Raw genomic sequence first — 26,517 nt, 5'->3', positions numbered from 1 at the left:
AATGGGATTCGGTTACCCGCCACCGCGATCACGACGTTCTGGACGCACCGTCCTCGTCGAGGAACGGGTGAAATCCCGGCGTCGCCGCCAACATCGGATCGATGTCTGCGAGTAATTCGCCGCGTTGCTGATCGTCGCGACGCAGGGTCCTGGCTCGTTCGGTGTCGACTCCGCTTCGATCGACGATTCGAACCGATCCGCTACCCGTGCTTGTCCGGCATCGTCGAGTGACGCGTGACCCCGCGCATGTCCGCCCGCTCGGACGGGGGCGGTGCCATCGTCGAATGGCGACTCGGACCGCCCGCCGTTCCGCGCGCCCAGTCACCGCCGAGCCCCGATCCCAGAACCCCCTCGTCTTCCGCTTCGTCCGCCGTTTCTTCCTCGTCCGCCACTTCCGTTTCGTCCGCTGCTTCTTCGGTACCACCTTCGTCCGGGGATCGAGCGTCGGCAGCCGTCCCGTCGGCCGCCGACGTGTCGCTGCGGGCGGGTCCCTCATTCGCGGATTCGAGTCGGTCTCTGAGTTGCACGACATCGTCGCCGAACCGCTCGACGGAGGACCGCATCGACGAGCGGAGTCGATCCCCGAGGTCGTCGGCCGTCTCCGCCGCCGCGTCGCCTCCGGATGCCGCCGTGTCCGCATCCGCTGTGGTGTCCGCGTCCGTCCTCGCGGATGCCTCCCGGTCACCGATCGTCCCCCGAAGGCCGTCGGCGGTCGCCTCGAGATCGCGGTCGTTCGCCCGGTCGGCAAGTTTCGCGAGGTGAAGCAACCGCTGCAGGTCCTCGAGGTTCTCCTGGTCGCCCCGGGCGATGGCCTCCGGAATCGACTCCGGTTCGGTTCCGTCCGCGAGCGTGTCCAGCCCCACCGCTGCGAGCAGGGCGTCGGGGTCGGCCGTCTCGAGTAGCTCGTTTGCTTCCGCGGCGGCCTCGAGCAGGGTCGTCTCGGGGGACTCGTCCCCGTCAGCCGAGCCGTCGTCGGCGATGATCGCGGTGCTCGACGCGGCGGCCTGGTTCAATACTTCGTCCACTCGATCCCGTCGTTGTGCGTCGGTCATAGCTGTCACCTGGTGTGACTACACCGGCGTCGGTCCCGCGATCCGTGGTTGGGGGCGCGTGTCGGTCGACTACTCGGCTGCTGCCTCGGCTTCTGACCCCGAATCCGAGTCATCGCCCTCCTCGTCGATCACTGCCTCGATGATCGCGTCGGTCATCTCCTCCCGGCTGAGGTTCGCCTTTACGCCGACGTCCTTCGCGACCGACTGCAAGTCGCCGTAGGACATCACTCCGAGGAAGTCCTCGAGGGTGTCCCTCCTGTGGTCCGCGACGTCATCCATCGACGGCTCCGCCTCGGTCTCGTCGGGCGCATCGCCTTCATCGTCGGCGTCGCTCTCGGACACGTCCTCCTCGGGTACCGCCCGCGCATCGCTCTCCGACTCGTCTTCCGCAGGTTCGTCGCGTCCGTCGCCGCCGATGCTATCGAGGACCCCCTCGGCGCTGCTGCCGTCGGTCACGCTCCTGGCTACCGACTCGAGCGAATCGCGACCCGTGATCTCCGAGACCGAATCCCCGAGCGCGTCCCGAATCGCCGCCGCTAATTCGATTCTGATCTCGCCGAGGTCGTTCCCCTCGTCGACGCCTTCGGCGATCGTCTCGTGGACTTCTCGGCCGACCGCCGCCCCGACTTCCCGTCCGAACTGTTCGCCGAACTGTCGACCGACCGCTGCGCCGACCTCGCCGCCGTCGATGCCGTCCTCGATGGACCCGTCGCCGAGCATATCGGCGGCGTCGAGTTGATTGCTCACCTCGTTGGCCACCATCCCCTTCAGTCCGGACCCGTCACTCACGGCGACCACCTCGAGCCGGGTCATCGAACGAGAGCGTGTGTTGCATCACAATATTACTCCTCGGCCGCCTGTTCCGAGTCTTCGTCCGCCGATGCTTCGCCTTCCTCGCCCGATTCGGCGTCGTCTTGGGCCTCGCCTTCGCCGCTCCCGTCGTCACCCTCGATCTCGGGCTCGTCCGCTTCGGTAGCCTCTTCGTCCGCTTTCGCACCTTCCGCAGCCGTTTCCGTGCCCTCCTCGGCACCCTCCTCGCCTTCTGCCTCGTCCTCGTCGCCGGAACTGAGCAGTTCGTCGACGACCATGTTCCCGATCGTTCGACCGAGGGATTCGCCGATCGCTCGCCCGAGGATCGCGCCGATCTGTCCGCCAAGCACCTCTCCGAGTGGCTTGCCCCCGTCGATCTCCTCTTCCCACTGGGTCCCCTCGACCAGTTCGTCGACGTCGACGTTTTCGGTGATTTTCTCGGTATCGATCCGCTGTGTGAGTGAATCGTCGCTCATGATGATGCCTCCGCCTGTGACGGCTCCGCCTGTCCGCCGGCCTCCTCCTCACGCTCCGGCTCGAGTCGTTCGATCAGCTGTTCGATGACTTCGCTGACGATCATCGCTACGATTTCCTCGGTCGGGAAACTGGGAACGAGCCCGGACAGCTTCCCGCTGAGCCAGCTGGCCGCCTTAGAGATGCGGCCCGTCGTCCCGTCGCCCTCGCTCGGTTCCGCTTCCCCGTCGTCGGCTGCTGCTGGTTTCGCTTCCTCGGCGTCCGGTTCGTCGGTTTCCGCCGGCTCGCCAGTATCACCGCCAAAGCGTCCACTGAGCCACGCCCTCGGCTTGCCGAGTGCGCTACTGAGCCACTCTCTGGGCTTGCCAAGCACGTTGCTGAGCAGTTCTTTTGGCTTGCTAACCAGGGAACTGAGCACCTCTTTTGGGTTGCCCAGTAGCGACTGGACCTTGTCCAGCACGGCACCGGGGCCGTCGAGAAGTCCCGTGACTGCCGACAACACGTTCCCGAGCAGGTTGTTCCCGCCGGGTCGCGCCGAGACGTCGAGCGTGACCGGATTCAGGTTCACCTCGAGGCCGAGCAAGTCCAGGAAGAGGCCGTCGAGATCGAGATGGAGGACGCCGGCCGTTTCGTCGCCCTGATAGACGTCGTCGGCGTCTTCGACGTGGTACTCGTCCTCCTCCTCGCCGTCCGCGTCCGCCCCGTCCGTTGCAGTTTCGTCGTCGCCCTCTCCCACCTCAGCTTCCGTTTCGTCCTCGCTCTCCCCGTCCGTGACTTCCGCTTCTTCCTCGGCGTCTCCTTTTTCCTCCTCGTCTTCGCTTTCGACTGCCCCTTCGGATTCGTCGTCCCCTCCCTGGACCCCTTCGCTTTCGGCAGGGTCCGTCTCCCCCTCCCCGGGGGCCACGTCGGCGTCGCTCGCGTCCTCGGGCTGGTCGTCGACCCCATCCATCTCCGCCTGTCCGCCGTCGGTTATCACCCGGCGTGGCGGTCCCGTCGTCCGCCCAGTTTCGTCGAGACGGCTCGAGGAGCGTTCGACCCGCCCGGGATCCGAACGCACCTCGCGACCGTCGCGTGCAGAACTCGCGGTCATTATACGGGAACACGGACGCTCGTGAGCGTTGTGGGGGTTGGCCTTGCGTATGCGACTAGCCAACGCGCCGGCGAACCGTTCCGAAAACGACCGATCGACGACGCTACTCGAGCGAGCCGGCCCAGAGTGCGTACTCGCCGCGCGTCTCGCCGTCGTCGTGGTATGCAACGGGCTCCTCGATGGCTACGACCGTGCCGTCCTCGACAGCGGCCGCCGTCGCGATTCCCGCGAACCGCTCGTACCCGCCCGCGCCGGACTCGAGGTCGTACCAGCGGACGGCGTGGGTGCTCGGGTCGCGAACGCGGAAGTTCTGGGCGCAGGGAGCGACGAATCGTCCCCCGTCGGCGGCGAGGCCATGGACGAAGCCCCGAACCTCGTCGTCCCATAGGGGGTCACCGTCGGCGTCGAACACGGCGACCCGGTGTTCGTTCGGATGACGATGCTCCGTCTCGCGGCTCTCGATCGCATAGGTGTTGCCGGTCACGAACGCCACGCGGCCGTCGTCCGCGTAGGTGTGGTTCGGATAGGCGTACAGCGTCTCGTCGTCCAGTTCGGTCTCGACTGCGAGGTCGACCCGCCAGCGCTCGGCACCACCGGGACCCAACAGGTAGCCGCGTTTGTCACCGTGACTCGAGACGGCGATCGAGTCCCCGTCGAACGATAGGTCGCCGACGCGGCGGTCGCCTTCGGTACCGGGGTCCCAGGTCCACTCGAGGTCGCCCGACTCGGGGTCGAGGACGACGAGACCGGTGTCGTGGTCGCCCAGACAGCGGTTGTAGCCGACCGCAAGGCGCTCGCCGTCGGCGTCGAGATCGAGCGCGATGGGCGAGGCGTCGGTCTCGTAGGTCCAGCAGACAGCGCCGTCGGCATCGAACGCGTAGACCGTGCTGTGCCACCGTCGGATCTCGCCGTCCCGCTCGTAGCGCCGCGCAGCGGCGTAGAGCCGCTCGTCGCCGTCGGCGTCGGGTCCCGTCTCGCAGGCGACGACGTAGGGCAGGTAGAAGACGGTGTCTTTGACGGCCTCGCCGACGTCGTCGACGGTGTCGTAGCGCCACCGTCGGTCGCCGGTCTCGGCGTCGTAGGCCGCGATCGTCCCCGTCCGGCCGCGGCCCGCGACGACGATCGTATCACTCGCCGGGAGCGACGCGATCCCGACCGCGTGATCCGGATGGGCGGCCGACCAGCGGGTCTCGAGCGAGTCGACATCGCGGGCGGTGACGGTGCCGTCCCACTCGCCGGTGACGACGAGATCGCCGGCGGCGGCGAAGCCGACCGCGGATCGGGTCCACATGTGACGGCTCCGGGCGGTTTCGATCTCGCCAAGCGGAACCGACCGGAGCTCGAGGGCGTCCTCGCGTTCGGTATCGGCAGTTTCGGCCATCGTTACTCCTCGACCGGGAACGTCTCGTGGAGGGTGTCGTGAGCGTCGCCGAGCCCATCGACGATGCTCTCGCCTTGCGCGTGCAGTCGCTGGACCGCCCGCTCGGCGTCGCGGACCGCGAGCAGTCGCCCCCGCGTGTAGTCGTACTCGGGGTCGTCGCTGTCCATCGATGCGACCTCCTCCTCCAGATCGACCAACGCCGCGTCCAGATGGCGTTCTACTTCGGCGAGGCTATCGGCCTCCGCGAGACCCTTGATCGGCCCCTCCAGGTGGCCCTCGAGTTCCTTCTCCGCGTGATCGCGGGTGCTGTCGTCCCCGACGCCGAGGACGTTCATCAGTCCGAGTCGTAGTGCTTCGATTTCGTGGCAGCTCATGGGTTGCTGTATGATGTGTCGAATTCGTGTGTTTCGGTCAGCGTTACAGCGTCTGATCGACGAGTTCGCTCACGATACGGTCCCGATCGAGGTGGTCGCCGACGATCCGTTCGGCGTCATCGTCCTCGACGCCGCCGTACCAGATTCCGTCGGGGTAGACCGCGACCATCGGCCCGTCGCCGCACCGACCCAGACAGGACGACCGCGTGATGCGGGCGTCGCAGTGGTCGGAGTCCCGCACCGCCTGGCGCAGGCGTTCGAGGACCGCCGGCGACCCCATCTTGGCACAGGTCTGGTTGGTACAGACGGCCACGTGCTTTTCCGGGGCGTCGTGGCTGTCGGGTTCCTCGTCGATGTCGTCGCGGTCGGCGTGGGCCTCCTGATGGGCCAGCGCACGGAGCATGGCCCGCGCCCCGCCGACGTCCTCCTCGTAGCCCTCGAGATCGACCTTGTACTTGCACGTGTCACAGGACATCTCCACGCTCTCCGTGCGGGCCTCCTGCCAGCGGTCGGCGAAGACGTCCAGCAGCCGCGAGTCCGTTCCGAGCGGATCGCCGGCCAGCGCGTCGACGTAGGGATAGTCCGCGTCGAACTCCGCCGTCCAGTCGCGGACCCGCTGGGTGAGGACGCCGTCGCCGAGCATGTACGGCAGGACGACGACCGCGTCGGGACGGTGTTTCGAGAGTCCGTGGAGCGTCTCCTCGAGCGTCGGTTCGGTGACGCCGATGAACGACGCCTCCACGCGGTCGAACTCGCGACCCTCGTAGAGCAGTCGGGCCAGCTTGTGCACGTCGCCGTTGGCGTCCGGGTCGCTCGAGCCACGGCCACAGACGACGACGGCCACGTCGTCGGTCGCTCGATCGACGCCGAGGTCGGCCTCGACCGCGGCGGCGCGGTCGTCAAGCAGGTCCAGAATCGCGGGATGGACACCCAGATGCGCGCCGTTGTTGATCTCCAAACCGTGTTCGGCGCGGGCCTGCTCGATCGCCAGCGGGACGTCGTTTTTGACGTGGCTCGCGGCGAACAGCGAGCAGTGGACGACCGTTACCTGCGACGTGACGGCCGCGAGTCCCGCGAAGGCCTCGTCGATCGCCGGCTCGGCGAGTTCGAGGAACGCGGCGTCAACCGGTATCCCGAGTCGGGACTCGAGCGCGGCGGCCAGTTCGCGGACCTGTTCGTTGGACTTCTCGCGTCGGGAGCCGTGGCCGATCAGGAGGACGGCCTCGTCGTCGAATCCGGCTGTCGGTGCGGGCGTGGTCTGGTCGGGTGTGCTCATCGGTATCGTGGGTGTCGATCTGTCGGGTGGTTACTCGTCGTACGCCTCGGCCTGCTCGAGGCTCCGCTCCAATTTGCGACGGCGGCTCGGCGCGAACAGGCCCGTTTCGTCGCAGTTCTCGTAGAGCCACGCGCCGAAGTCGGGCGCGGCGTCGTCGTCGACGCCGAACCAGTAGCCCCCGGCGGACGTCTCCGACAGCTCCCCCATCGGGGCATCGACCGGGCACTCGGCGATCAGTTCCCGTGCGAGTTCGAGCAGGTCCGCGTCGTCGTGGACGAACGAGATGCCCACCGTGCCGCTCGAGGATTTGAAGCAGACGGTGCCACAGCCCTCGAGCAGTCCGCGGAGCAGTTCCCGGTCGTAGTTCGAGAACGCGCCGAACCGGTAGTTCCCGCGGCCGTCGACGGGGAGCCCGAGTGTACCGCTACGGCCGAGGAGGCCCGAGTCGTCGTCACCGTCGATCGAGAGCGTGTACTCGTCTTCCGTCCGCGTAATCGACGTATCGTGGGCGTACTCGCGGCTGGTCGTGTCGTGCTCGAGGTCGCCCCCGGCGACGGCGGCCAGCACCTGTGCGGACGCCTCGTCGTTGGCGACGATCTCGATGCCGTCGTCCGAGACGTCGCCGCTGCCGGCGACGTGGCCCCAAAAGTACGCGGTCGCGGCGTGGCCGGCCAGCGGGTCCGACGGAACCTCGATCTCGGTCGCGGATTCCGCGTCGCTCATTCGCCCACCTCCTCGACGACGATCGCGTCCGTCGGACAGGCCGCGGCGGCCTGCCGGGCTTCGTCGATTCGGTCGTCGTCGAACGTCGCGACGACGCGCTCGGCGTTGTCGGTAACCTCGCCCTCGCAGTCGTAGACCGGGTCCGCGCCGGGATCGATCGTCGCGAGACCGTCCCCGCCCTCGACGAAGCGCGGGTCGCGGGTCAAACAGGCGAAGATGCCGTCGCAGGCGTCTTTCTCGATCGTAACTTCGTATCGTGACATTGGTGAATTGCGGCTGGTCGGCGGTCGGTCGAACTGGTCAGTAGTCGTACTTCGTCTCGTAGCCACGCGGCGTGACCATCCGGTCGTCCCAGACGTAGGTGTCCTCGTTGCCGACGACGATCGTCGTCGTCATGTCGATGATCTCGTCCTCGCCTAACTCCTCGAGTTCGCCGAGTTCGGTGATCATCACCTGCTCGTCCTCGCGGCCGGCACCGTGGACGATGCCGACGGGCGTGTCCTCGTCGCGGTGAGCCAGCAGGATCTCGCAGGCCTTCTCGAAGTTCTCCCGGCGCTTGCGGCTCCACGGGTTGTAGATCGTGATCGTGAAGCTCTCCTTGGCCGCGGAGTGGAGCCGCGACTCGATCTCCGGCATCGGGACGAGGTGGTCCGACAGCGAGATCGAGACGGTGTCGTTGACCAGCGGTGCGCCCAGTCGGGCCGCACAGGACTGGGCCGCCGGGACGCCCGGCACGGCCTCGAAGTCGACCATCGACGCCGTCGCGCCCTTGGACTCGAGGATCTCGAGTGCCAGCCCGCCCAGCGCGTAGACGTTGGGGTCGCCGCTGCCGACGATGGCGACATCGTTGCCCGCCAACGCGCGGTCGATGGCTTCCTCGGTGCGGGAGACTTCGCCGCACATCGGCGTGTCGTACAGTTCGTCGGCTTCCTCGGTGATCTCGTCGGGAATGAGGTCGATGTAGGTCGTGTAGCCGACGATATGCTCGGCCTCGAGCAGCGCCGACTTCGCGCGGTCGGTCATCCCCTCCGGATGGCCGGGGCCGAGGCCGACGGCGCTCAGTTTGCCGGGGTCGGCGTCGAAGTCGTCGACGGTGGAGCCGACCTCCTTCTCGTTCGAACTGTCGTCGTCGGAACTCGAGGCCCCACAACTACTCGAAGACGAGGAGTTCGAGGACGCCCCGCACTTCGAGCTACTCGAGTCGTCGCTGCCGCTCGATGCGCCACAGCTACTCGAGCGATCGGTGCTCGCCTCGCTGGTGCTCTCGCTGCTCGAGGCACCGCAGTTGGAAGTCGATTCGGCGTCAGCGTCGGTGTCCGCGTTCGTATCCGTACTCATGGTTGGTGATACTGATTTCAGAAGTCGTCGACGTCACGCCCGCCGCGCGGGGTGACGAGGTACGTTCGATCGTCGTTGCGCCAGGTTTCGGTCTCGTGGTTGCCGATGATCAGCGAGGTTCCCATCCCGGAGACCTTGTCGTCGTGGTCGGCGGCCTCGCCGAGGGTGGTAACGAACTGGCTCTCGCCGTTTCGACCGGCGTCCGCGCGGCCCGCGTCGTTGACGATGGCCACGTAAGCGTCGTCGGTCCGTTCCTCGCGGACGATCTCGACGGCCTTCTCGTAGTTGCGCCAGCAGTTGTAGAGGACGATCACGAAGTCGCTGACCGCGGCAGCGCGCAACTTCTCCTCGATTTCGTCCCAGCCGCGCCACTTGTCCGACAGCGAGACCGTACAGAAGTCGTTGCACAGCGGCGCACCGACGTTCGCCGACCCGCCGAGCGCCGCGGTGATGCCGGGGACGATCTCGATCGGAATATCCGTCGCGTCGTCCTCCTCGGCCATCTTGAATATCAGGTCGGACTTCCCGTAGACCGACGGATCGCCGCCCGAGACGTGGGCCACGTCCTTTCCATCACGGACGTGGTCGAACGCCGCGCGGGCGAGTTCGATCTGTCGGCCCATCGTCGAGCGGACGATCTCCTGTTCGAAGCCGTCCTCGCGGGTTGCAGTGCCGTCCTCGTCGGTTTCCTCCTCCGGCAGCAGGGTGCCGTCGTCGCGCAGGAACTCCTGATAGAGGCTCGAGGCGATGACGACGTCCGCGGTCTCGATGACCTCCTTCGCCCGCTTGGTCATGTGGTCGGGCAGCCCGGGGCCGATGCCGACGACGTAGAGTGTGCCGTGGCCGTCGGGCGTGCCGCCGGCCGTCGCGTCCGCAGACGTCTCCGTCTCGGCGACTTCGTCGCCCGAACTCATCGACCGATCGCCACCGTGACCTCGTTTTCGTAACTCAACTTCTCGAGGAGCAGTTCCTGCTCGGCCCCGCCCGCAATCGCACTCGCTTCGGAGACGCCCGGCCAGCCGATCAGCTCCTTCGACTTCGAGGGCGTCGGGCCCTCGTGCTCGAGCAGCGTCTCCTTGTCGAAGGCGACGACACCCAGATCGAGTTCCTGGGCCGCCTCGAGCAGTCCCTCCTCGTCTTCTTTCCGGGTCGCGGTCCCGACGAACTCCACGTCGTCGATATCGTAGTCCGTCCGCTCGAGGGCTTCCTCCCACGCCGCGAGGAAGGCCTCCTTGCTGGCCCCCGAAACGCTACCGGTCCCCAGGACGACGCCGTCGTCCTTGTTCCGTTTGAGGACCGTCACGTCGTCACCGACGAGGACGGCCTTCGGCCCGTCGAGTCGGGCGACGGGGCCGAGGTTCTCGTCCAGTACGGCGAGGTTCGTCTTGACCGTCGAGTCGCCGTTGACGACGTGAGTGTCCATGGCCTTCGCGCGGGACTCGACGCCCTGCTTGCCCGCGGCCTCGCTCGCGGTTGTCATCGCCGGGACAGCGCCCATCGTCGCCAGGTCCTGTGCGACTTGATTCGCGCCGTGGTGGCCGCCCGTGATCGGGATCGCCCACGTCAGTTCCTCGTCGACGACGCAGATCGCGGGGTCCTCCCACTTGTCATCGAGCAGGTGGGCCGTCTTCCGCATCGCGATCCCCGAGGCCATCAGCCCGATGAAACAGTCGTACTCGCCCCAGTGCTCCTCGAAGACGTCGCCGTGGTACTCGATGATGTCGATCGCCTCGTAACGATCGCCGATCTCGGCTTTGATCTCCTCGGCGGTGTCCATCTTCCGCCCGAAGGAGATGATCGCGATCTCCTCGGCGACCTCGCCGTCCGAATCCGCCGTCGAACAGTGGCCGCCGTCGGAATCCGACTCGTCGTTCGCGTTGTCAGCGTTGTCCGTACTCATGTGTCAGTCGTCTCCCGCTTGCGTTTCGTTCGCCTGTGCGTCCGATTCGTCCGCGTCGCTCGAGTCGGGGCCCCGATTGGCCCAGTCCCCGTAGAGGAACGAGCGCTCGTAGCCCGCGCCGGTCACCGCGTCGCCGATGACGACCAGCGCCGAGGCGCGGTAGCCCGCCTCCTCGACCTTGTCGGCGATGTCGCCGATCGAGCCGATAATAACGTCCTCGTCCGGCCACGAAGCGTGGTAGATCACCGCGACCGGCGTCTCGGGGTCGTGGTCGTCCTCGAGCAGCCGGTCCATCGTGTCCCGGACCGCGTGGGTCCCCAGATAGATGCAGGTCGTCACGTCACCCATCTCGACGAAGTCGGAGATGTGGTCCTCCTCGGGCGTCAGGGTCTTGCCCTGCGGCCGGGTGAACGCGACGTGGTTCGAGACCTCGTTGAGCGTCAGCTGCGTCCGCAGCGTCGCGCTGGCTGCGAAGGCCGACGTGACGCCCGGGACGAAATGCGTCGGCACGCCCTCGTGTTCCAGCGCGTCCATCTGTTCCAAGGCGGCACCATAGATCGCGGGGTCGCCGCTGTGGAGTCGGACGACGTTGTCACCGTCCTCGTAGGCGTCCCGCATCAGCGGGATCAGTTCCTCGAGGTCCTTCCCGACCGAATTCACGAGTTCGGCGTGGCCGCAGTACTCGTCCAACAGTTCGCTGTTGACCAGCGAGCCCGCGTGGACGACGAGATCGGCCTCCTCGAGCAGTTCCTTCCCGGCGACGGTTAGCAGCCGCGGGTTGCCCGGGCCGGCACCGACGAAGGGAATTCCGGCCTGTTCGTCGCCGGCGCTGTGCTCGAAGATCCGGTCGTCCAGTTCTTCGCGGCGCCGTTCGCCCTGCGAATCGATCGCGTCCTGTGGGTCGTTCCCAGTCTCGTCGGTCATCGGTGGCCTCCACGGTCGCCGCCGTCACGACCCTCGGCGCGCTCGCTGGCTCGTCGCTCTCCACCGTCAGTCACCGGCTCCCCGTCCGCGGTCGTCTCGTCCGCCCCAGTCTCCTCGTCGGTCTCGAACGCCGCCGTCGCCTGCTCGACCTCGAGACCCTCCTTCTCGGCGTAGGCGAGCGTGTAATAATCGCGCTCGTCGATCTCGTCGGGGTCGTCGGTGACGATCGTGTCGCCCTGCTCCATGAACAGCCGGCGGCCGTATGTCACGTCGTAGCCGGCCTCGACGAGGCCCTCGTGGGTGGCCGGCGCGTCGGTGACCTTGAACAGGATCATCCGGTCCGGGCCGGTCGGGCTGTGGCCGGCGGCGGCCTCTCGCAAGGAGAGCCCCGCGCCGGCTTCGATTTCGACTCCCATCGCGGTCGCAAACGCCGTCACGGCGCTCACGCCGGGGACGATCTCGAGGTCTACGTCGGAGTGGAAAGCGTCGATCGTCCGGCGCAGGTGGCCGAACGTCGAGTAAACGTTCGGATCGCCCAGCGTGACGAAGGCGACATCGCCGTCCCGTGCGTTCGGGGCGATCTCCGCGGCGGCCTCCTTCCACGCCGTTCGCAGTTTCTCCTCGTCTTTCGTCATCGGGAAGTCCAGATCCCCGATCTTCGACTCGTCGACGTGTTTCAGCGCGACCGTCCGCGACAGGCGGCCCGGGGAGTAGACCACGTCTGCGTTCTCGAGAACGTCCTTCCCGCGAACCGTGACGAGATCAGCCTCGCCGGGACCGAGTCCGACGCCGTACAGCGTCATTGGGCGGTGCTCCCTCCGTCGGCGGCGACGGTCTCGCCGTCGCCTTCGTCAGTCTCCTCGTCGGGCGTCGCACTCCCGACCAGCATGTAGACCGGGTTGTCCGAGTTGAAACTCGTCGCCCCGGCGAGTTCGTAGCCGTGGCTCACCTGAAACTGGACGACCTCCTCGAGAATGTCGCGCTCGCGGAAGGCCTTCGTGGCTTGGCCAGCGACCTCGAGCCGCGAGACGTTCATCACGACGCGGTCGATTTCGGTGTCGACGGCGTGGTCGAGGACGGCTTCGAAATTCCGACTGCCGCCCAGAAAGAGCGCGTCAGCATCGTCGGGCAGTCCGTCGGGCGCTTCCGCGTTGCGTAGGTCGACATCGGCGCGTACCGACGCCTCGTTCGCGGCGAGGTTCCGCTCCGTCGTCTCGAGTCGCTCGGGTTTCCGCTCGACGGCGGTCACTCGCCCGGCTCGCTGTGCGGCTTCGATGGTGACGGCCCCCGTACAGGAGCCGACCTCCGCGAAGTGGTCGTCCGGCTCGAGCGCGAGCTTCGAGCGGACGACGGCCCGGACCTCGGACTTCGTCGGGCCGGCCTTCGCGTCGTGTGGAAGCGCGATGGGTGGCATCATCCGTTGGAACAGAGCCCGTCCCTAAAACAATTTTGTTTGGGGTAGAACAACTGCGATTGCTCAGAGATGGTTCCGATAGGACAAGCGACCTTGTTCGGTTGCGATTCAACGTGTTCGAACGCGAGAAGTGGCGAACAGCGGCGAGAAACGGCCGAAACGCCACACTGCGGTCACCGCTTACTGAATCAGTAGGCGAACAGCCGCCAGAGTAACTCGCCGGGCCGTGGTGTGCCGAGTTTGCTCGGTCGCTCTGCCTCGATATCGACATCGTATTCATAGGTCAAGTGTCTGTCGTGGACCGTCGCCTCACCGTCTTCGTATTTGGTTGCGTTGAGTAGAACCTCGCCCTCGGAGAGCGTGTTTCGTTCGGTGTCGATCGTCATCCGGGCCCACGAGTCTCGAATATCGACGTCCTGGGATTCGATCCAGTCGTTGGAACTAGACAACACGGCGGAAACCGCCTTGGGATCGGTCATCTCGAGCGTAACCGTCTCGTCGCTTTCGTTGACGATCGTCCAGCCCGTCGCGTCGGCCGGCGGTTCGCCGAATCGGAAATCGCCCTCTTCCCAGCCGGGATAGCCGGGAAACTGTTTGATTCGTCCGAACTGGCCGTCACCGACGCCGCGGGTCCCGAGTGTTGCTTCTTCCATATCGATAGAACCGGGACTGAAAACCAATCCGGTCGAAGCGTACCAGGTACGCTTATCGCCGGTTAGTTCGCCTCTCGGGTTCGTTTTCAATACGAACTGCCGATCGTCCCTGTCGATCCGTCTCATCGTGTCGTGCGTGACTTCGTTGTCGCCGTTCAGATAGGTGACCCGGTACTCGTGACTCGCCCGGTCGGTATTCTCCCAGGCCGTCGCGTACAGCGCGTCCGGATCGTCCGGTAGCGGCTCCGGAGACGTATCCATCGGTCGCACCTCACCCATCCGAACGGCACCGGCCGCTCCAACGAGCGCGGTCCCGAGGAGTATCGCGAGCGCAAGTCGTGCGACCGCTCTCTTCGTCGGTATCGATGCACCCGACGACTCACCGGAGATGGGGACGAACCCGACTGTCAGAGCGAGCGAGAGCGCGAGCCACAGCGCGCTCCCGAAAACGACGACCAACCCGCCGAGTGCGATCGGATAGATACCGATGCTCCCCTCGGACACCAGTGCGAGCGGGGCGTACATGTATTCGATGAACCCGGAGTGTGGAACGTAGTAGATGGGGTCCGACTGTGGATTCGCTCCGAGTTCGCTTCCGATCCGGGTCCCGACGCCGACCGCCACGTTGAACACCGCGACGAAGACGAGTTGACGGCAGACGGCCCTACCGATCGCTCGAGGCCGAGTCACCGTCGTCACGAGCGCCGTTCGAAGCCCCTGCATCCAACTGGCCCCATCGGCGACCCGAACGACTGCGATTGCTGGAATGGCCCACATGACGAGCGTCCCGATCGTGACGCCGATCAGCGGCGTGATCACGATGACGGTTGAGGTGAGCAGGTCACCCCGGCCGGCCCAGTAGAGTCCATATCGAATCGGCGTATCGACGAGCAAAAAGAGGGCTGCCCCTGCCGTCACTGCGAGCGCGTGGCCACCGACAGCGACGCCGACGAGTGACGGAAGCCGACTTCGAACCGCTATGCTCTGTTCGGGTGTTTCGTCACCGTCCTCCATCGCGTTCCGTACTACCGGAACGACCGTTGCGAGACCCACGACTGCGATGAGCGGTGGCCAGAGGACACCGACGAGGGGGGAGATGGCGATCGCGAGGCCGACACGCACCAGCGTCTCGAGCACCGAGACGATGACGACGGCTGTGCCGAGTCGCTCCGATCGAACCGTGACGCGAAGCGCGTCCCGAAGCGAAGACATTGGTTATAGCTTTCAGCAACATCGTATAATTGATTCGATTATTCAGTAACACGATCGAGCCAACCGTAGTGTGGGGTACACGCCCATGTGAGGACTGGACCCGCTCGCTTAGCGACTCGTCACCACTCCAGTCCGCCGTTGATCCCCAGCACCTGCCCGGTCATGTACTCCGCCTGATCGCCGGCGAGAAAGCGGACCATGCCGACGATGTCCGCGGGGTCGGCGAACCGGCCCAGCGGGATCTCCTCGCGGAGCTTGTCCTGTACTCGGTCGGGAACCTGCTCGAGCATCTCCGTTTCGGTAAACCCCGGTGCGACGCAGTTGGCCGTGGAGCCGTGGCTGGCGAGTTCCAGCGCCAACGTCCGCGTAAAGGCAAATAGGCCGCCCTTCGAGGTCGCGTAATTCGCCTGGCCGTAGTTGCCCTGCTGGCCGACGACGCTCGAGATGTTGATGAGTCGGCCGTGGTCGGACGTCTTGATGTCCTCGTAGAACGCGTTCGTACAGTTGAACGTCCCGTTCAGGTTAATGTCGATGACCGTCTGCCAGTCCTCGTAGGTCATCTCCTCGAACGTGCGATCGATGGTGATCCCCGCGTTGTTGACGAGCACGTCGATTTCGCCGAGTTCCTCGCGGACTTCCGCTGCCATCCGCTCGACCGCCGCCGGGTCCGAGACATCCGCCTGTACAGGGACGGCCGTGTCGCCGTTCTCCGTGATCGTCTCGGTGACTTCGCGCGCCAATTCATCGGACGAGCGATAGTTCACGGCTACGTCGGCCCCGCAGCGGGCGAGTTCGAACGCGATTTCGCGACCGATGCCCCGGGAGGACCCCGTCACGAGACAGGTGCGATCGGTCAGTGGACGACGCGACAGCGGTTCGAGACGCTGAACTGTTTCCGACATGCGAGGGCTGCTACCACGAACATCGTGTTAAATACTTGTTCGGTTCGCATCGAGATCAACACCACTCGAGGAGCGCGAGCGGCGCGACGACTCCGCGGAATCGGTCACCCGCTCGCGTTTCACCATGATCGTCCCGGCCGCGATATCGCCGAGTCGCTGGCCGTAGTCGGTCGTGGCGGCGACGATGGCACCGAGGGGAGACCTGCCAGGAGGAACCCGAGTGGGAGCAGTGCCGGAGCGGAGAACGCGAGCACCGCGATCACGGCCAGTCAATTCCGGTCGCCACGAGTCGGCGGCGGAGTACCGTTCCGGCCGGTTCCATGTTCAGCCGAACATCGGCATCGTCGCGGTCGAGGACTGCGTTCGGCTCGAGGACCTCTCCCGACGCGCGCCAGTGCGGTTCGAAGACGTCCGCCGTCAGTAATCCGTGTTCGGACGCACGCTCGACCATTCCTGGCAGGTGTTTGGACCCGGTCGCGAGACAGACTCGATCGTAGTCGTTGGCCGTCCCAGCGCGGCGACCGCCGCGAGCATCGCCTCGTTGCGTGCCTCGAGCGTGCTCCTGCCGAGAAGGTACCCCGCCCCCAGATAGAGCAGGACGACGCTTCCAACGGTATCGGATAGGACAGCGAGCGGATGACGGTCGACCTCGTGGACCGGCCGCTCCCCTGCCACCGAGCGCTGCGGGTCGTCATCGGCCGAGACGCGCGAGGAACCGATCGAACGCCCCGCTTTCCGCGTGAACGTGGACGTACGTACCGAGCGACTCGTACTCGGTCAGGCCGTCGTGATCCCCGTCGATGCCGTCGCCACGAACCGTCTCGAAGGCGAAGCGAGCGTCGCCGTCGACGTCGGCGCTCGAGTAGTGGAACTCGTGGCCGCGAATCGTCTCCCCGGCAGCCGCGGTCAGCGTTCCCTCGGTGGCCTCGAGTTCGACGTGATCGAGCGCCTGATAGCGGTCGTGCATGGTCACGTCCGCGGGGAGGATTCCGGCCAACTCGTGGCGCTCGCCCTCGGCCGTCGTCAGCGACTGACTCATAGCCATCAGGCCCCCGCACTCTCCCAGTACGGGCAGTCCGTCGCTGGCCCGTTCGCCGAGTGCGTCCAGTGTGCCGGCCGACTCGAGTGCGTCGGCGTGGAGTTCCGGATAGCCGCCGGGCAGATAGACCCCGTCGCAGTCGGGGACGGAATCGCCGGCGACCGGCGAGAACGTGACCAGTTCGGCCCGTTCGCGGAAGCGCTCGATCGTCGCCGGATACCGGAAACAAAAGGCGGTATCGCTGGCAACGGCGACGGTGGCGTCGACCGGATCAGCCGGGTCGACAGCGGGTGACGGAGCGTCGGGAGCCGATGGTTCGCTCGCGACGGCGGCGAGCCGTTCGGCCGCGAGCGACTCGGCGGCCTCCCGTAGTGCCGCCTTCGGCAGCGCCGCTTCCCCTCCCATCTCGAGGCCCAGATGTCGATCCGGAATCTCGAGGTCGTCGTTCGGCGGGATTCGGCCGAAGAACGCCATGTCGTCGGGCAGGGCGTCCCGAATCCCCCGCTCGTGGCGACCGCCGTGGGCGCGCTGGGCGACGACGCCGGCGACCTCGATGTCGCGACCGATGGTGTCGGCGTACTCGCGGAAGCCGAGGGCGGTCGCCGCGACGCTTTCCATCCCGGCTTTCGCGTCGACCACGAGAACGACCGGGAGGTTGAGGGCTTCGGCGACCATGGCGGTGCTCGAGCCGTCGCCGTCGTACAGGCCCATCACGCCCTCGATGACACAGATGTCGCCCTCACCGCGGCGGTAATTTCGTCGGAGGCCGTCTTCCCCCTCGAGCCACGAGTCCAGCGTGCGGGACGGCCGACCCGCGATCGCCTCGTGGTGGCTCGGATCGATGAAGTCCGGCCCCGCCTTGGCGGGCTGGACCTCGTGGCCGGCGTCTGCGAGTGCCTGAACGATCGACAGTGTCGCAACGGTCTTCCCGACGCCGGAGCTGACGCCGCCGAGGACGAATCCATTCATGGTCCGTATCCCGTGTTCCGACCCGCTGCTCCGGCGAGCCGTTCGTCTCGGGTCGACGTCTCGAGGTCGTTCATCACTACGATTGAATTAGAACAATTGAACTTGAATCCATCGGTGGCATCGGCCGGTCAGAGCACCGCTCGTGGCAGCGACGATACACCCTGATCGGGGGCAACCCAAGGACGGAGGGCCAGCGGCACCCAAGCGACGGACCCTCATATCCGATACAAAAACCGTGTTTTGGAAATCGGGTTACAAAACATCGCTTTGGCGATTGTGTTAGGAGTACGCTTGATGGCGGGCTGTCCGTCGTCGAGACGCAGCGACTCCGAGTCGTCGGCAGTCCGGAACGCCCTCGAGTGACGGGGTCAGACCACCGACGACCTTAAGCGCTCGAGTCGGTTACGACCCGCCGCTCGAACTATGAACGACCAGAACGGGAGCGACACCGAACGCCACCTTCGCGAGGCGCTTCGACACCTGGGTGAGGCACGAGATGCCGACGACCTCAGGAAGACCAACGCCGTCGCGCTCGAGGAAGTATCGAACACCGTCTCATCGGTGTTGCGGGAGTACGAAGGCCACGAGTGACGGCCGTACTGGTCCGGCAGGGGGATCGTCACCAGAGACCGGGAACGAGGCGATACGGCGTTCGGTTCGCATACGCTTCGGAGGGTGCGCCCAATTGTTCCCGCAGGACGCGCCCTTCGACGCGGATGCGATAGCCGTAGCCGGTCAGGCCGGCGAGAGCCACAGTGTGATCCCGATCCAGAACGCGGCCGGCGAACGCGGGAGTTCCGGAGCGGGCATCACTTCGGGAAGGAGTGCAGCGCCAAAAGTACCGCCAGAGATGGCGACGGCGATCGCGAGTTTCGATCCCCGATCCTGCGAAGCAGTGGCTCTACCGCGAGACCGAAATCCGACGCTCAGGTCCGATACGACCCAGATAGCGAGCGCCCCGATGAAGACGTACAGGTACGGCCGTTGCGAATAGAACGGCATCGCTGTACGCGCGAGTCGGTTCCCACTCTGTTTATTTCGGACGGTTCGGCACCGTATCATATCGGTGGAGGGCCGCTCGAGTATCGTTCGAAACGCGGATGCTACACCTGCCTATTCCTCGGCGACCGGCTGCCGAACCGCGAGCACGACCAGATCGGAGAACGGCGTGTCGTCCGTCCCGCTCCCGCCAGCGTGCTCTGCCAGTTCCGCAAGCGTGAACCGGTGGATCTGCTCGTCGTCGTGGGTCAGCTTCTCGAGCACCAGCACCTCGAGCTCGGGGTCGGCACCCTCCTCGAGCAGGAAGGCCGCGATGTCGCCGGGCATCCGGTCGTACGGCCGCGGGAGCACGAGCAGGTGCCGTTCGTCGACCGTGGCCGCGGCGGCGAGGCGGTCCATGTCCGACTCGAGGTCGCCGCTCTTGTGCAGCGTGACGAATTCGGTGTCCTCCATCGGCGTCCGGGCACGGCTCGCCGCCATCTGGATCGCGGAGATGCCGGGAACGACGCGAACCGGAACGTCGGAATCGTGCTCTTGGACCGTGTCCTGTACTTTGCCGACGAACTGGTAGCCCGAGTGATTGGGGTCGCCCATCGCGACGGCGGTCCCCGACTCGCCGGCGGCGACGCGCTCGCCGAACTCCTCGAGCGCCTCGGCCTCGTCCTTGTAGCCGCAGGTCAGCAGATCGGCGTCGGTCAGGTCCGCGACGAACTCGACGACCGTCGTAAAGCCGACGACGACGTCGGCCTCGCGGATCGCCCGCTCGCCGCGAGGGGTGAGATACTCCTGGTTCCCGGGACCGACGCCGACGGCATACACCGGGTCGTCGGCGTCCGCATCGATGTCCGGCTCCGCCGCTCCCGCGGCGAACGTCGCCGGGTCCGGCCCCGAATCGAGGTCGTACTCGCCGCTCATCGGTTCCGGCCGTCCGCGGCCCGGGTTTCGGCGTCGAGCTCGAGGTCGATCTCGTCGGTCCGGACGTCCTTTGCGACGTGGATCAGTTCGTTCGTCAGCGCGGCGGCGAGGCCGCTCCCGCCGCGGCGGCCGACGTGCGTAATCGCGGGGACGCCGTACTCCTCGCTGACCTCGCGGATGCGCCCGCGGCTCTCCTCGGCCTTGACGAAGCCGACCGGGTTCGCGACGACGACCGCCGGCCGGGTCCCCTGCTCGATGCAGTCCGCCAGCGCCAGCGCCGCCGTGGGCGCGTTTCCGACCGTGACGATCGCGCCCTCGAAGGCGTCTTCCTTGTCCAGTTCGAGCATCGCCGCAGCGGTCCGGGTCATCCCGGTCTCGGCGGCGAGTTCCTTCCCGTGACCGATGGCTTTCGAGACTTCGCAGTCGTGGCCCCGGCCCGTGACGCCGGCTTTCACCATCGTGATGTCGGTGAAGATGTCGGCCTCGTCGAGCACGGCCCGCGCGCCGGCCCGGACCGGCGCGTCCTCGTCGTCACCGATCTCGTCGCCGCCGGTGAACTCGATCAGGTGCTGGAACTCGATGTCGCCCATCGAGTGGACCGACTTCTGGCGCACCCGGTCGGCCAGCGTCTCGTCGGGCGTGAACCCCCGGACGATGTCCATGCTCGTCTCCGCGATGTCCATCGCGTTCTGCGTCGTTGCTCCCAGATCGGCGTACTCCTCCTCGAACTCTTGGCTGTCGCTCATTGGGTATCACACTCCGGGCTCCAACGATCGATCGTCGGGCGAACCCGTTCACTCCCGTCGTCAGTCATCGGTCGATACCTCCGCACCGACGGCCTCGTTGGTCGTCCGCGCCTCGAGGTCACCCTCGACCGCGAGGTTCAGATCGCGCAGGCGGTCGACCGTCTGGTCGTCGGCATCCCACAGATCGCGTTCGACGGCCTCGAGTAAGGTGTCCGTGATCGACTCGAGCGCCCACGGGTTCACGTCGCGCATCCAGTCCTGGCGGTCCTCGTCGAAGGCGAACTTCTCGGCGACCTCCGCCCAGAGCGTATCCGAGACGACGCCGGTGGTCGCGTCCCAGCCCAGCGTCACGTCGACCGTCGTCGAGAGGTCGCCCGCACCCTTGTAGCCGTGGTCCTCCATGGACTCGAGCCAGTCGGGATTCAGCACGCGCGAGCGCATGGCCTTGCGGACCTTCTCCTCGTTCGTGTAGACGTCGACGTTGTCCGGGTCGGAAGAGTCGCCGACGTAGGAGGCGGGCTCCGCGCCCGAAATCTCGCTCACGGCGGAGATGAAGCCGCCGTGGAAGGCGTACCAGTCCGAGGAGTCGAACTCGTCCTGTTCCATCGTGTCCTCGATCTTCACCGTCGCGTCGACGGACGAGAGGCGGCGCTCGAAGGCGTCGTGGGCGTCGGAGACGCGCCCTCTCGAGCCCATCGCGTAGCCGCCCCACTGGACGTAGACATCGGCGAGGTCGGCGCGGTCGTCCCAGTTGCCCTCGTCGACCGCCTTGTTCGTCCCGGCACCGTAGCCGCCGGGGCGGGTCGTGAAGACGCGGTGTTTGGCCGCTTTGCGAGCATCGGATTCGTCGAGACCATCTTCTGCCTCGAGTTCCGCCTGCTCTTCCTCGACGTGCTTTTTGACGTAATTCATTTCGTGGGGCTCGTCGAGATCGACGACGGCGTCGACGGCGTCGTGAATGACCCCCGCCGCGGCGGGGAAGGCGTCACGGAACAGACCCGAGACACGGGTCGTCACGTCGACGCGGGGCCGGTCGAGGTCCTCGAGCGGGATCGGCTCGACGTCGTCGATCCGGCCGGCGTCTGTCCACTGCGGTTCGACGCCCATCATGGCAAGCACCTGCGCGATCGTCTCGCCGCGAGTGCGGACGGTCGGGGTCCCCCACGCGACGACGCCGATCTCCTCGGGGTACTCGCCGTTCTCGTCGTGGTGGCGCTCGAGGACCCCCTCCGCCACTTCGCTCCCGACCTGCCAGGCGGCCTTCGCCGGCACCTTGCGCGGGTCGAGCGTGTAGAAGTTCCGCGCGGTCGGCAGTAGATCGACGCCGCCGCGGGTCGGCGCGCCGGAGCCGCCCGGGGGCACGTACTCGCCCGAGAGGGCGTCGGCGGTGCGGGGAATCTCGTCTTCGGCCCCCTGCACGCGCGGCTGGGCTTCCTCGCAGATGTACGCGAGTGCCTCCCGCAGGTCGTTGTGCGCACCGGATTTCGCGCGCCCGTCGCCGATCGTCTCGAGGTCGACGACGAGGAGGTTCATGTTCACCTCGTCGTCGGGGCCGGCCTCACGCTCCGAGACCGGAATGTCGAAGTCGTGTTCGGCGAGCGTCTCGATCAGGTCGACGCTGGTCTCGTAGACCTCGTCGGCGGCCTCGGCGTAGGTCATCCCGAGGGCGTCGTCGTACTCGCCGGGCGCGTTCAGCATTTTCTCGTAGTCGACGCCCAGGACGCCGGCCACGCTCTCGCGCAGGCTCGGCGCGCCGGGGTTCTCGAGTCGCGTCAGCGCGACGAGGTACTCCACGAGGCGCTCGTCGGCCGGCGGCTCGGACATGGTGTGGAGTCCGAGCCGGATCTGGGTCGTCTTGACATCAGTGAGGTACTCGTGGACGCGTTCGACGAGCTCATCGATGTCGACCTCGTCGCCGTCAACGTCGCCCTCCGCAGGTGTCGAGCCCGCCTCGTCGGGGCCGCGGACATCGGCTTTCTCGTCGATAGAGCCCGTGATCCCCAGCTCGACGGCGAGATCGAGTTCGTCGACTTTTTCGCGGATGAGGGCTTCGAGGTGCTGGCCGTCGTCGGCGCGGGCGTCCTCCATCCCGGCCTCGCGGTATTGATTCGCCAACTCCTCGAGTTCCGAGAGTTCGTCGTAGGTGCCGGCCGATCGCATGACCGGCGTCAGATAGTCGACGATAGCAGCGTAGGAGCGGCGCTTGGCCTGGGTCCCCTCGCCGGGGTTGTTGACGATGTAGGGGTAGACGTTCGGGATGTCGTCTATCAATTGATCGGGCGCGCTCTCGCCGTCGAGCCCGACGGTCTTGCCGGGGAGCCACTCGAGGCTGCCGTGGGTGCCCAGATGGACCACGGCGTCGCTCTCGAACGTATTGCGCAGCCAGCCGTAGAACGCATAGTAGTCGTGTGGCGGCTGCAGGTTCGAGTCGTGGTAGACCTTCGAGGGGTCCATCCCGAACCCGCGCGGCGGCTGGACGGTGACGAGCACGTTACCGAACTCGACGCCCGGGATCGCGAACGGGCGGTCGGGGACCTCGCCCCACTCCTCGATGATGTTCTCCTGAAAGCGCTCGTCGGTGTCGGCGAACCACTCCGCGTAGGTGTCCGGCGAGACCACGTCAACGGCGAGGTCGCGGACGTCTTCCGGCGCGACCCAGCGGTCCTCGAGCGTGAGCTGGGCGGTCAGTTTCTCGACGAGGGACTGTCCGCTGTCCGGCATGTCGTCGTCTCGCGGGTCGCTCTGCTCCCCGCTCGACGTTTCCGAGGCGCTTCGCGCCTCGCCGCCCAGATCGTAGCCGCGAGCCTCGAGTTCCGCGAGCAGGTTGACCGTCGATTCGGGCGAATCGAGTCCGAACGCCGTCCCGATGCCGTCGTCGCTGGGCGGGTAGTTGTGGAGGACGACGGCGATCTGCTTGTCCTCGTTCGGCGTGTGTCGGAGTTCGGCCCAGTTGACCGCCAGCCGGGTCGCGTGGTCGATGCGGTCTTCGATCGGGAAGTGGTGTTTCGGCGCGGAGCCGATGCCGGCCTCGTCGTCGGTGCGTTCCTTGCCCGAGATCGGGTGCGTAATCACGTTGCCGTCGAACTCCGGCAGCGCGACCGAGAGCGCGAGTTCGAAGCCCATGACGCCCGTGTCGCTGGACTCGTACCGGGAACGCGAGCGCATCGTGGTAACCGTCTGGAGGACCGGCACGCCGAGCCGATCGAGAAAGACATCCTCCGCGGAACTGCCTTCGTCGTCGGCGCTGCGGCCGCGCTCGTCCATCGAGAGGGAGAACATAAAGGAAGAGAGTACGGCGTCGACGACCGGCCGGCCTGCGTCGTCGAGCAGCCAGTTGTCAGTGACCCACTCGGCGTCCTCCTGCTCGTCGGTGTCCGTGGCCGGATTACAGAAGATCGGCAGGGCGTTGGCCCCCTGTTCCTCGAGCGCCCGGACCTGTGCGTCGACGTACCGGGTGTTCTCGTGGGTCCAGTGGGACTCGTAGAACCAGACCGCGACCGTCGGCTTGTCGGGGTCGTGGGTCTTGAGCAGGTCCTCGTACTCGATGCCCGGATGATCGGGGTGGTAAACGCCCTCCGTGGGGAGTTCGGTGGGCTCATCGTATTCGATATCGCGGCCCTCGTACTCCGCAGCGAGAAACCGACACAGGTTCGCGACGTTGATCGTGCCACCCTTCTCGAGGTAGTCGTAGACCCGGTCCCGGTGGGCGTCCGCGACCGTCGTATCTTCGAACGCGAAGGCGTCGCCGGTCGCCTTGACGATCAGCGGGACGCCCGCCTCGGCGAGCGCACCCGTCGCGTAGTCGTAGCCCGGCATGCTGTCTTCGGCCCCGTGCAGCCAGAAGATCGCCGCCGCGGCGTCGTGCAATTCCTCGACGAACTCCTCGACGTCGGCCTCGTCCTCGAGGTCGCTCTCCGAGCGGACGACCAGTTCGACGTCCTCGAGTCGCTGGGCGGCCCGGCCGATCGAGCCGAGTTCGTTCTCCGTCGCAGTATAGATCCCGATCCGTGTCATCGTACTTTTAAACCTCTGTTGTATTAGCTCAAGCATGGTTGTAAACGCCGGGGGCAAAAAGCTATCGTCACTCCCTTTTCCGGCGATCGTCGGACAGAACGAGCTAAAGCGCGTGCTGCTCGCCGTCGCGGCCAACGACGGTCTCGACGGGGCTCTGATCGTCGGCGAGAAAGGGACCGCGAAGTCGACCGCGGTTCGGGCGCTCGTCGATCTCCTGCCCGACCAGCGGGCCGTGGCGGACTGTCCGTACGGCTGTTCACCCGACGACCCCGACCTGCAGTGTGCCGACTGCCGCGAACGCGATCCCGCGGACCTGCCGGTCGAGACGCGACCGGTCCCGCTCGTCACGCTTCCGCTCGGGGCGACCCGGGACCGCGTCGTCGGCACCCTCTCGGTCGAGGACGCGCTGGCCGGCGAGGCCGACTTCGATCCCGGCCTGCTGGCCCGCGCCCATCGGGGCATCCTCTACGTCGACGAGGTCAACCTGCTCGATGACCACCTCGTGGACGTCATCCTCGACGCCGCCGCAAGCGGCGTCAACACCGTCGAGCGCGACGGGATCAGCGTCTCCCATCCGGCCGAGTTCACCCTGATCGGGACGATGAATCCGGAGGAGGGTGACCTGCGCCCGCAACTGCGGGACCGCTTCGCCCTCCAGGCCAGCGTCGAGGGCTGCCGGGAGATCGACGACCGCGTCGAGATCATCGACCGCGCGCTCGAGGCCGACGGCGGCACCGAACCGGGCCCGGACCGGGAGTACGCCGACGCAGTGGAGACCCTCCGAAACGATCTGGCAGCGGCGCGGGACCGCCTCTCGAGCGTCGACCTCCCACCCGACTTCAAGGCCGAGATCGCCGAACTCTGTCTCGAGGCCGGCGTCGACGGCCACCGCGGCGACGTGGCGACGGCTCGAACCGCGATGACGCTGGCCGCGCTCGAGGGCCGCGAGACGGTCATCGAGTCCGACGTCCACGAGGCGGCGACTTACGCCCTCCCCCATCGCCTCCGGAGTACGCCCTTCGAGGACGAACCCGATCTCGACGACCTGCTCGAGGATCGGTTCGACGAGGAGTCGCCGGACGAGGCCGACGGGGAAGAGAAGGGTGACGCGGACGACGGTGACAGCGCGGAGGGAACGGACGGCGAGGACGGCGACGCCGAGTCCGATCCGGGCGACGGTGCCGACCGCGGTGATCGCGACGAGGGAAACGGGCACGGGGGAGACGACGGCCCGGACGGTGAGGACTCGAGCGACGGTGCGGGTCCCGATGGCGACGGGGACAGCGCCGGCACTGACGACGGTCCCGAGCGCCGCCCCGACGACGGTGACCGCCCCGACTCGGTGGACCAGTCGCCCGCCGAAGCCGGCGACGGCGGGTCGGATGACGGCTCGAGCGACGGGGAATCGGATTCGGAGGCGTCGCCCGATGACGAGGACGAGGAAACCGCCCAGCCGCTCGTGCCGGGCCAGCGGCGGGCCGGAATCGGCGAAGCACGGGCTCCTGACCTCGAGTCGCCGACCGTCGACGGCGACACGGCGACCGCGACCGGAACGCGTGCGAGTTCCTCGCCGAGCACGGCCAACCGGGGCGCTCGCGTGCGCACCGAACCCGCCTCGGGCGAGGGCTCGATCGACGCCGCGGCGTCGGTCCGGTCGGCCGCCGCCCGCGGGGCGTCCCGCGTCGGCGAGGACGACCTCCGGCAGTCGGTCCGGACCGGCGACACCTCGGTGACGATCGTCTTCGCCGTCGACGCCAGCGCCTCGATGCGGCCGGCAATGCGCACCGCGAAAGGGGTCGTGCTCGAACTCCTGCGGGACAGCTACGAACACCGCGATCAGGTCTCATTCGTCGCGTTCGCCGGCGAGGACGCCGACGTCTTGCTCCCGCCGACCGACAGTGTCTCGCTGGCGGCTCGGCACCTCAAGGACCTCCCCTCCGGCGACCGCACGCCGCTGCCGGCCGGCCTCGAGACCTCGCGCCGAGTGCTCGAGCGCGCCGATACCGACGCCTCGGTCGTCGTCCTCGTCACCGACGGCCGGGCGAACGTCGCCGACGGGAGCCCCACCGAGGCGACCCGGACTGCGGCTCGAGCGCTGGCGTCCAGCGATACTCGAGTCGTCGTCGTCGACGCTGGCGACGATTCCCGGGCCGGCCTCTCGGAACTGGTCGCGAGCGAGACCGAGGGGGAACTGGTCGATCTCGCTTCGCTCTCGGTCGAGACCGTCCGAGCGGCCGCCGAGACCGCGGCGGACGAGACCCAGCGGTAGACGAGACCGCCAGGGACGGACCAACACCCCTTTGAACACCCTC

Annotated in this window: 25 protein-coding genes; 2 read left to right on the top strand and 23 right to left on the bottom strand. The window is 66.9% G+C overall.

Going from position 1 to position 26,517, the window contains the following annotated elements:
• Positions 1-200 precede the first annotated feature (200 nt).
• The 19 genes from C487_RS14360 to C487_RS14270 all read right to left on the bottom strand — a co-directional run bounded on the left by C487_RS14360 (position 201) and on the right by C487_RS14270 (position 17,531).
• Entirely contained in the window at positions 201-1,052 is an 852-nt protein-coding gene (locus C487_RS14360) for a hypothetical protein (RefSeq protein WP_049908173.1), read from the bottom strand.
• A 69-nt stretch (positions 1,053-1,121) separates the two neighbouring features.
• Positions 1,122-1,865 carry a hypothetical protein gene (locus tag C487_RS14355; RefSeq protein ID WP_006186533.1) on the bottom strand — a complete coding sequence of 248 codons (744 nt, stop codon included), beginning with the start codon at positions 1,863-1,865 and terminating at the stop codon, positions 1,122-1,124.
• A gap of 29 nt (positions 1,866-1,894) precedes the next feature.
• Positions 1,895-2,338 (bottom strand): hypothetical protein, encoded by a 444-nt coding sequence (locus C487_RS14350; RefSeq protein ID WP_006186532.1) that lies wholly within the window; start codon positions 2,336-2,338, stop codon positions 1,895-1,897.
• On the bottom strand, positions 2,335-3,426 hold the full coding sequence (locus tag C487_RS14345; RefSeq protein WP_006186531.1) for a hypothetical protein: 1,092 nt from the start codon (positions 3,424-3,426) through the stop codon (positions 2,335-2,337). The genes C487_RS14350 and C487_RS14345 overlap by 4 nt, the downstream gene beginning before the upstream one ends.
• 103 nt (positions 3,427-3,529) lie before the next feature.
• A complete protein-coding gene (locus tag C487_RS14340; RefSeq protein ID WP_006186530.1) occupies positions 3,530-4,807 on the bottom strand; it encodes an outer membrane protein assembly factor BamB family protein in 1,278 nt (425 codons plus the stop codon).
• A gap of 2 nt (positions 4,808-4,809) precedes the next feature.
• Entirely contained in the window at positions 4,810-5,181 is a 372-nt protein-coding gene (locus tag C487_RS14335; RefSeq protein WP_006186529.1) for a DUF3209 family protein, read from the bottom strand.
• A gap of 43 nt (positions 5,182-5,224) precedes the next feature.
• The gene (locus C487_RS14330) at positions 5,225-6,457 is read right to left on the bottom strand and encodes a CbiX/SirB N-terminal domain-containing protein (RefSeq protein WP_006186528.1); all 1,233 of its coding nucleotides are present in this window, start codon (positions 6,455-6,457) and stop codon (positions 5,225-5,227) included.
• A 30-nt stretch (positions 6,458-6,487) separates the two neighbouring features.
• Positions 6,488-7,180, bottom strand: coding sequence for a hypothetical protein (locus tag C487_RS14325; RefSeq protein ID WP_006186527.1), 693 nt, complete (start codon positions 7,178-7,180; stop codon positions 6,488-6,490).
• Positions 7,177-7,443 carry a ferredoxin gene (locus tag C487_RS14320; protein WP_006186526.1) on the bottom strand — a complete coding sequence of 89 codons (267 nt, stop codon included), beginning with the start codon at positions 7,441-7,443 and terminating at the stop codon, positions 7,177-7,179. Before C487_RS14320 ends, C487_RS14325 begins: the two co-directional genes overlap by 4 nt.
• Positions 7,444-7,480: 37 nt before the next feature.
• Positions 7,481-8,518, bottom strand: a complete 1,038-nt coding sequence (cobJ, locus tag C487_RS14315; RefSeq protein WP_006186525.1) for a precorrin-3B C(17)-methyltransferase — start codon at positions 8,516-8,518, stop codon at positions 7,481-7,483.
• A 17-nt stretch (positions 8,519-8,535) separates the two neighbouring features.
• Positions 8,536-9,432 (bottom strand): precorrin-3B C(17)-methyltransferase, encoded by an 897-nt coding sequence (locus C487_RS14310; RefSeq protein WP_006186523.1) that lies wholly within the window; start codon positions 9,430-9,432, stop codon positions 8,536-8,538.
• Positions 9,429-10,418, bottom strand: a complete 990-nt coding sequence (gene cbiG, locus C487_RS14305) for a cobalt-precorrin 5A hydrolase (protein ID WP_006186522.1) — start codon at positions 10,416-10,418, stop codon at positions 9,429-9,431. Before cbiG ends, C487_RS14310 begins: the two co-directional genes overlap by 4 nt.
• 3 nt (positions 10,419-10,421) lie before the next feature.
• Positions 10,422-11,342 (bottom strand): cobalt-precorrin-4/precorrin-4 C(11)-methyltransferase, encoded by a 921-nt coding sequence (locus C487_RS14300; RefSeq protein WP_006186521.1) that lies wholly within the window; start codon positions 11,340-11,342, stop codon positions 10,422-10,424.
• Entirely contained in the window at positions 11,339-12,145 is an 807-nt protein-coding gene (locus C487_RS14295; protein ID WP_006186520.1) for a cobalt-factor II C(20)-methyltransferase, read from the bottom strand. The genes C487_RS14300 and C487_RS14295 overlap by 4 nt, the downstream gene beginning before the upstream one ends.
• Positions 12,142-12,756, bottom strand: a complete 615-nt coding sequence (cbiT, locus tag C487_RS14290) for a precorrin-6Y C5,15-methyltransferase (decarboxylating) subunit CbiT (protein WP_049908179.1) — start codon at positions 12,754-12,756, stop codon at positions 12,142-12,144. The genes C487_RS14295 and cbiT overlap by 4 nt, the downstream gene beginning before the upstream one ends.
• A 188-nt stretch (positions 12,757-12,944) precedes the next feature.
• The gene (locus C487_RS14285; RefSeq protein ID WP_006186518.1) at positions 12,945-14,621 is read right to left on the bottom strand and encodes a hypothetical protein; all 1,677 of its coding nucleotides are present in this window, start codon (positions 14,619-14,621) and stop codon (positions 12,945-12,947) included.
• 119 nt (positions 14,622-14,740) lie between these two features.
• Positions 14,741-15,523, bottom strand: a complete 783-nt coding sequence (locus C487_RS14280; protein ID WP_006186517.1) for a 3-oxoacyl-ACP reductase family protein — start codon at positions 15,521-15,523, stop codon at positions 14,741-14,743.
• A 259-nt stretch (positions 15,524-15,782) separates the two neighbouring features.
• Entirely contained in the window at positions 15,783-15,974 is a 192-nt protein-coding gene (locus C487_RS21555; protein WP_006186515.1) for a hypothetical protein, read from the bottom strand.
• Positions 15,975-16,214: 240 nt separating this feature from the next.
• Complete coding sequence (locus tag C487_RS14270) at positions 16,215-17,531, bottom strand: cobyrinic acid a,c-diamide synthase (RefSeq protein WP_006186513.1); 1,317 nt, start codon at positions 17,529-17,531, stop codon at positions 16,215-16,217.
• Positions 17,532-17,954: 423 nt separating this feature from the next.
• Here C487_RS14270 and C487_RS21085 point away from each other — a divergent pair, with 423 nt between their 5' ends.
• The gene (locus C487_RS21085; protein ID WP_006186512.1) at positions 17,955-18,122 is read left to right on the top strand and encodes a hypothetical protein; all 168 of its coding nucleotides are present in this window, start codon (positions 17,955-17,957) and stop codon (positions 18,120-18,122) included.
• A gap of 144 nt (positions 18,123-18,266) precedes the next feature.
• On the opposite strand, the gene C487_RS19730 is transcribed toward C487_RS21085, so the two are convergent.
• The 4 genes from C487_RS19730 to cobN form a co-directional block, all read right to left on the bottom strand.
• On the bottom strand, positions 18,267-18,533 hold the full coding sequence (locus C487_RS19730) for a hypothetical protein (RefSeq protein WP_006186510.1): 267 nt from the start codon (positions 18,531-18,533) through the stop codon (positions 18,267-18,269).
• Positions 18,534-18,644: 111 nt separating this feature from the next.
• Positions 18,645-19,445 carry a cobalt-precorrin-7 (C(5))-methyltransferase gene (locus C487_RS14260; RefSeq protein ID WP_006186509.1) on the bottom strand — a complete coding sequence of 267 codons (801 nt, stop codon included), beginning with the start codon at positions 19,443-19,445 and terminating at the stop codon, positions 18,645-18,647.
• On the bottom strand, positions 19,442-20,191 hold the full coding sequence (locus C487_RS14255) for a precorrin-8X methylmutase (protein ID WP_006186508.1): 750 nt from the start codon (positions 20,189-20,191) through the stop codon (positions 19,442-19,444). Before C487_RS14255 ends, C487_RS14260 begins: the two co-directional genes overlap by 4 nt.
• A gap of 60 nt (positions 20,192-20,251) precedes the next feature.
• Positions 20,252-24,205, bottom strand: a complete 3,954-nt coding sequence (cobN, locus tag C487_RS14250) for a cobaltochelatase subunit CobN (protein ID WP_006186507.1) — start codon at positions 24,203-24,205, stop codon at positions 20,252-20,254.
• A gap of 34 nt (positions 24,206-24,239) precedes the next feature.
• Between cobN and C487_RS14245 the strand changes: the two genes are divergently transcribed.
• Positions 24,240-26,474, top strand: a complete 2,235-nt coding sequence (locus C487_RS14245) for a VWA domain-containing protein (RefSeq protein ID WP_049908172.1) — start codon at positions 24,240-24,242, stop codon at positions 26,472-26,474.
• Positions 26,475-26,517: the final 43 nt, after the last annotated feature.

The organism is Natrinema pallidum DSM 3751 (assembly GCF_000337615.1).
GTDB classification, from domain to species: Archaea; Halobacteriota; Halobacteria; order Halobacteriales; family Natrialbaceae; genus Natrinema; species Natrinema pallidum.
This window is presented reverse-complemented; position numbering and strand designations above follow the sequence as displayed.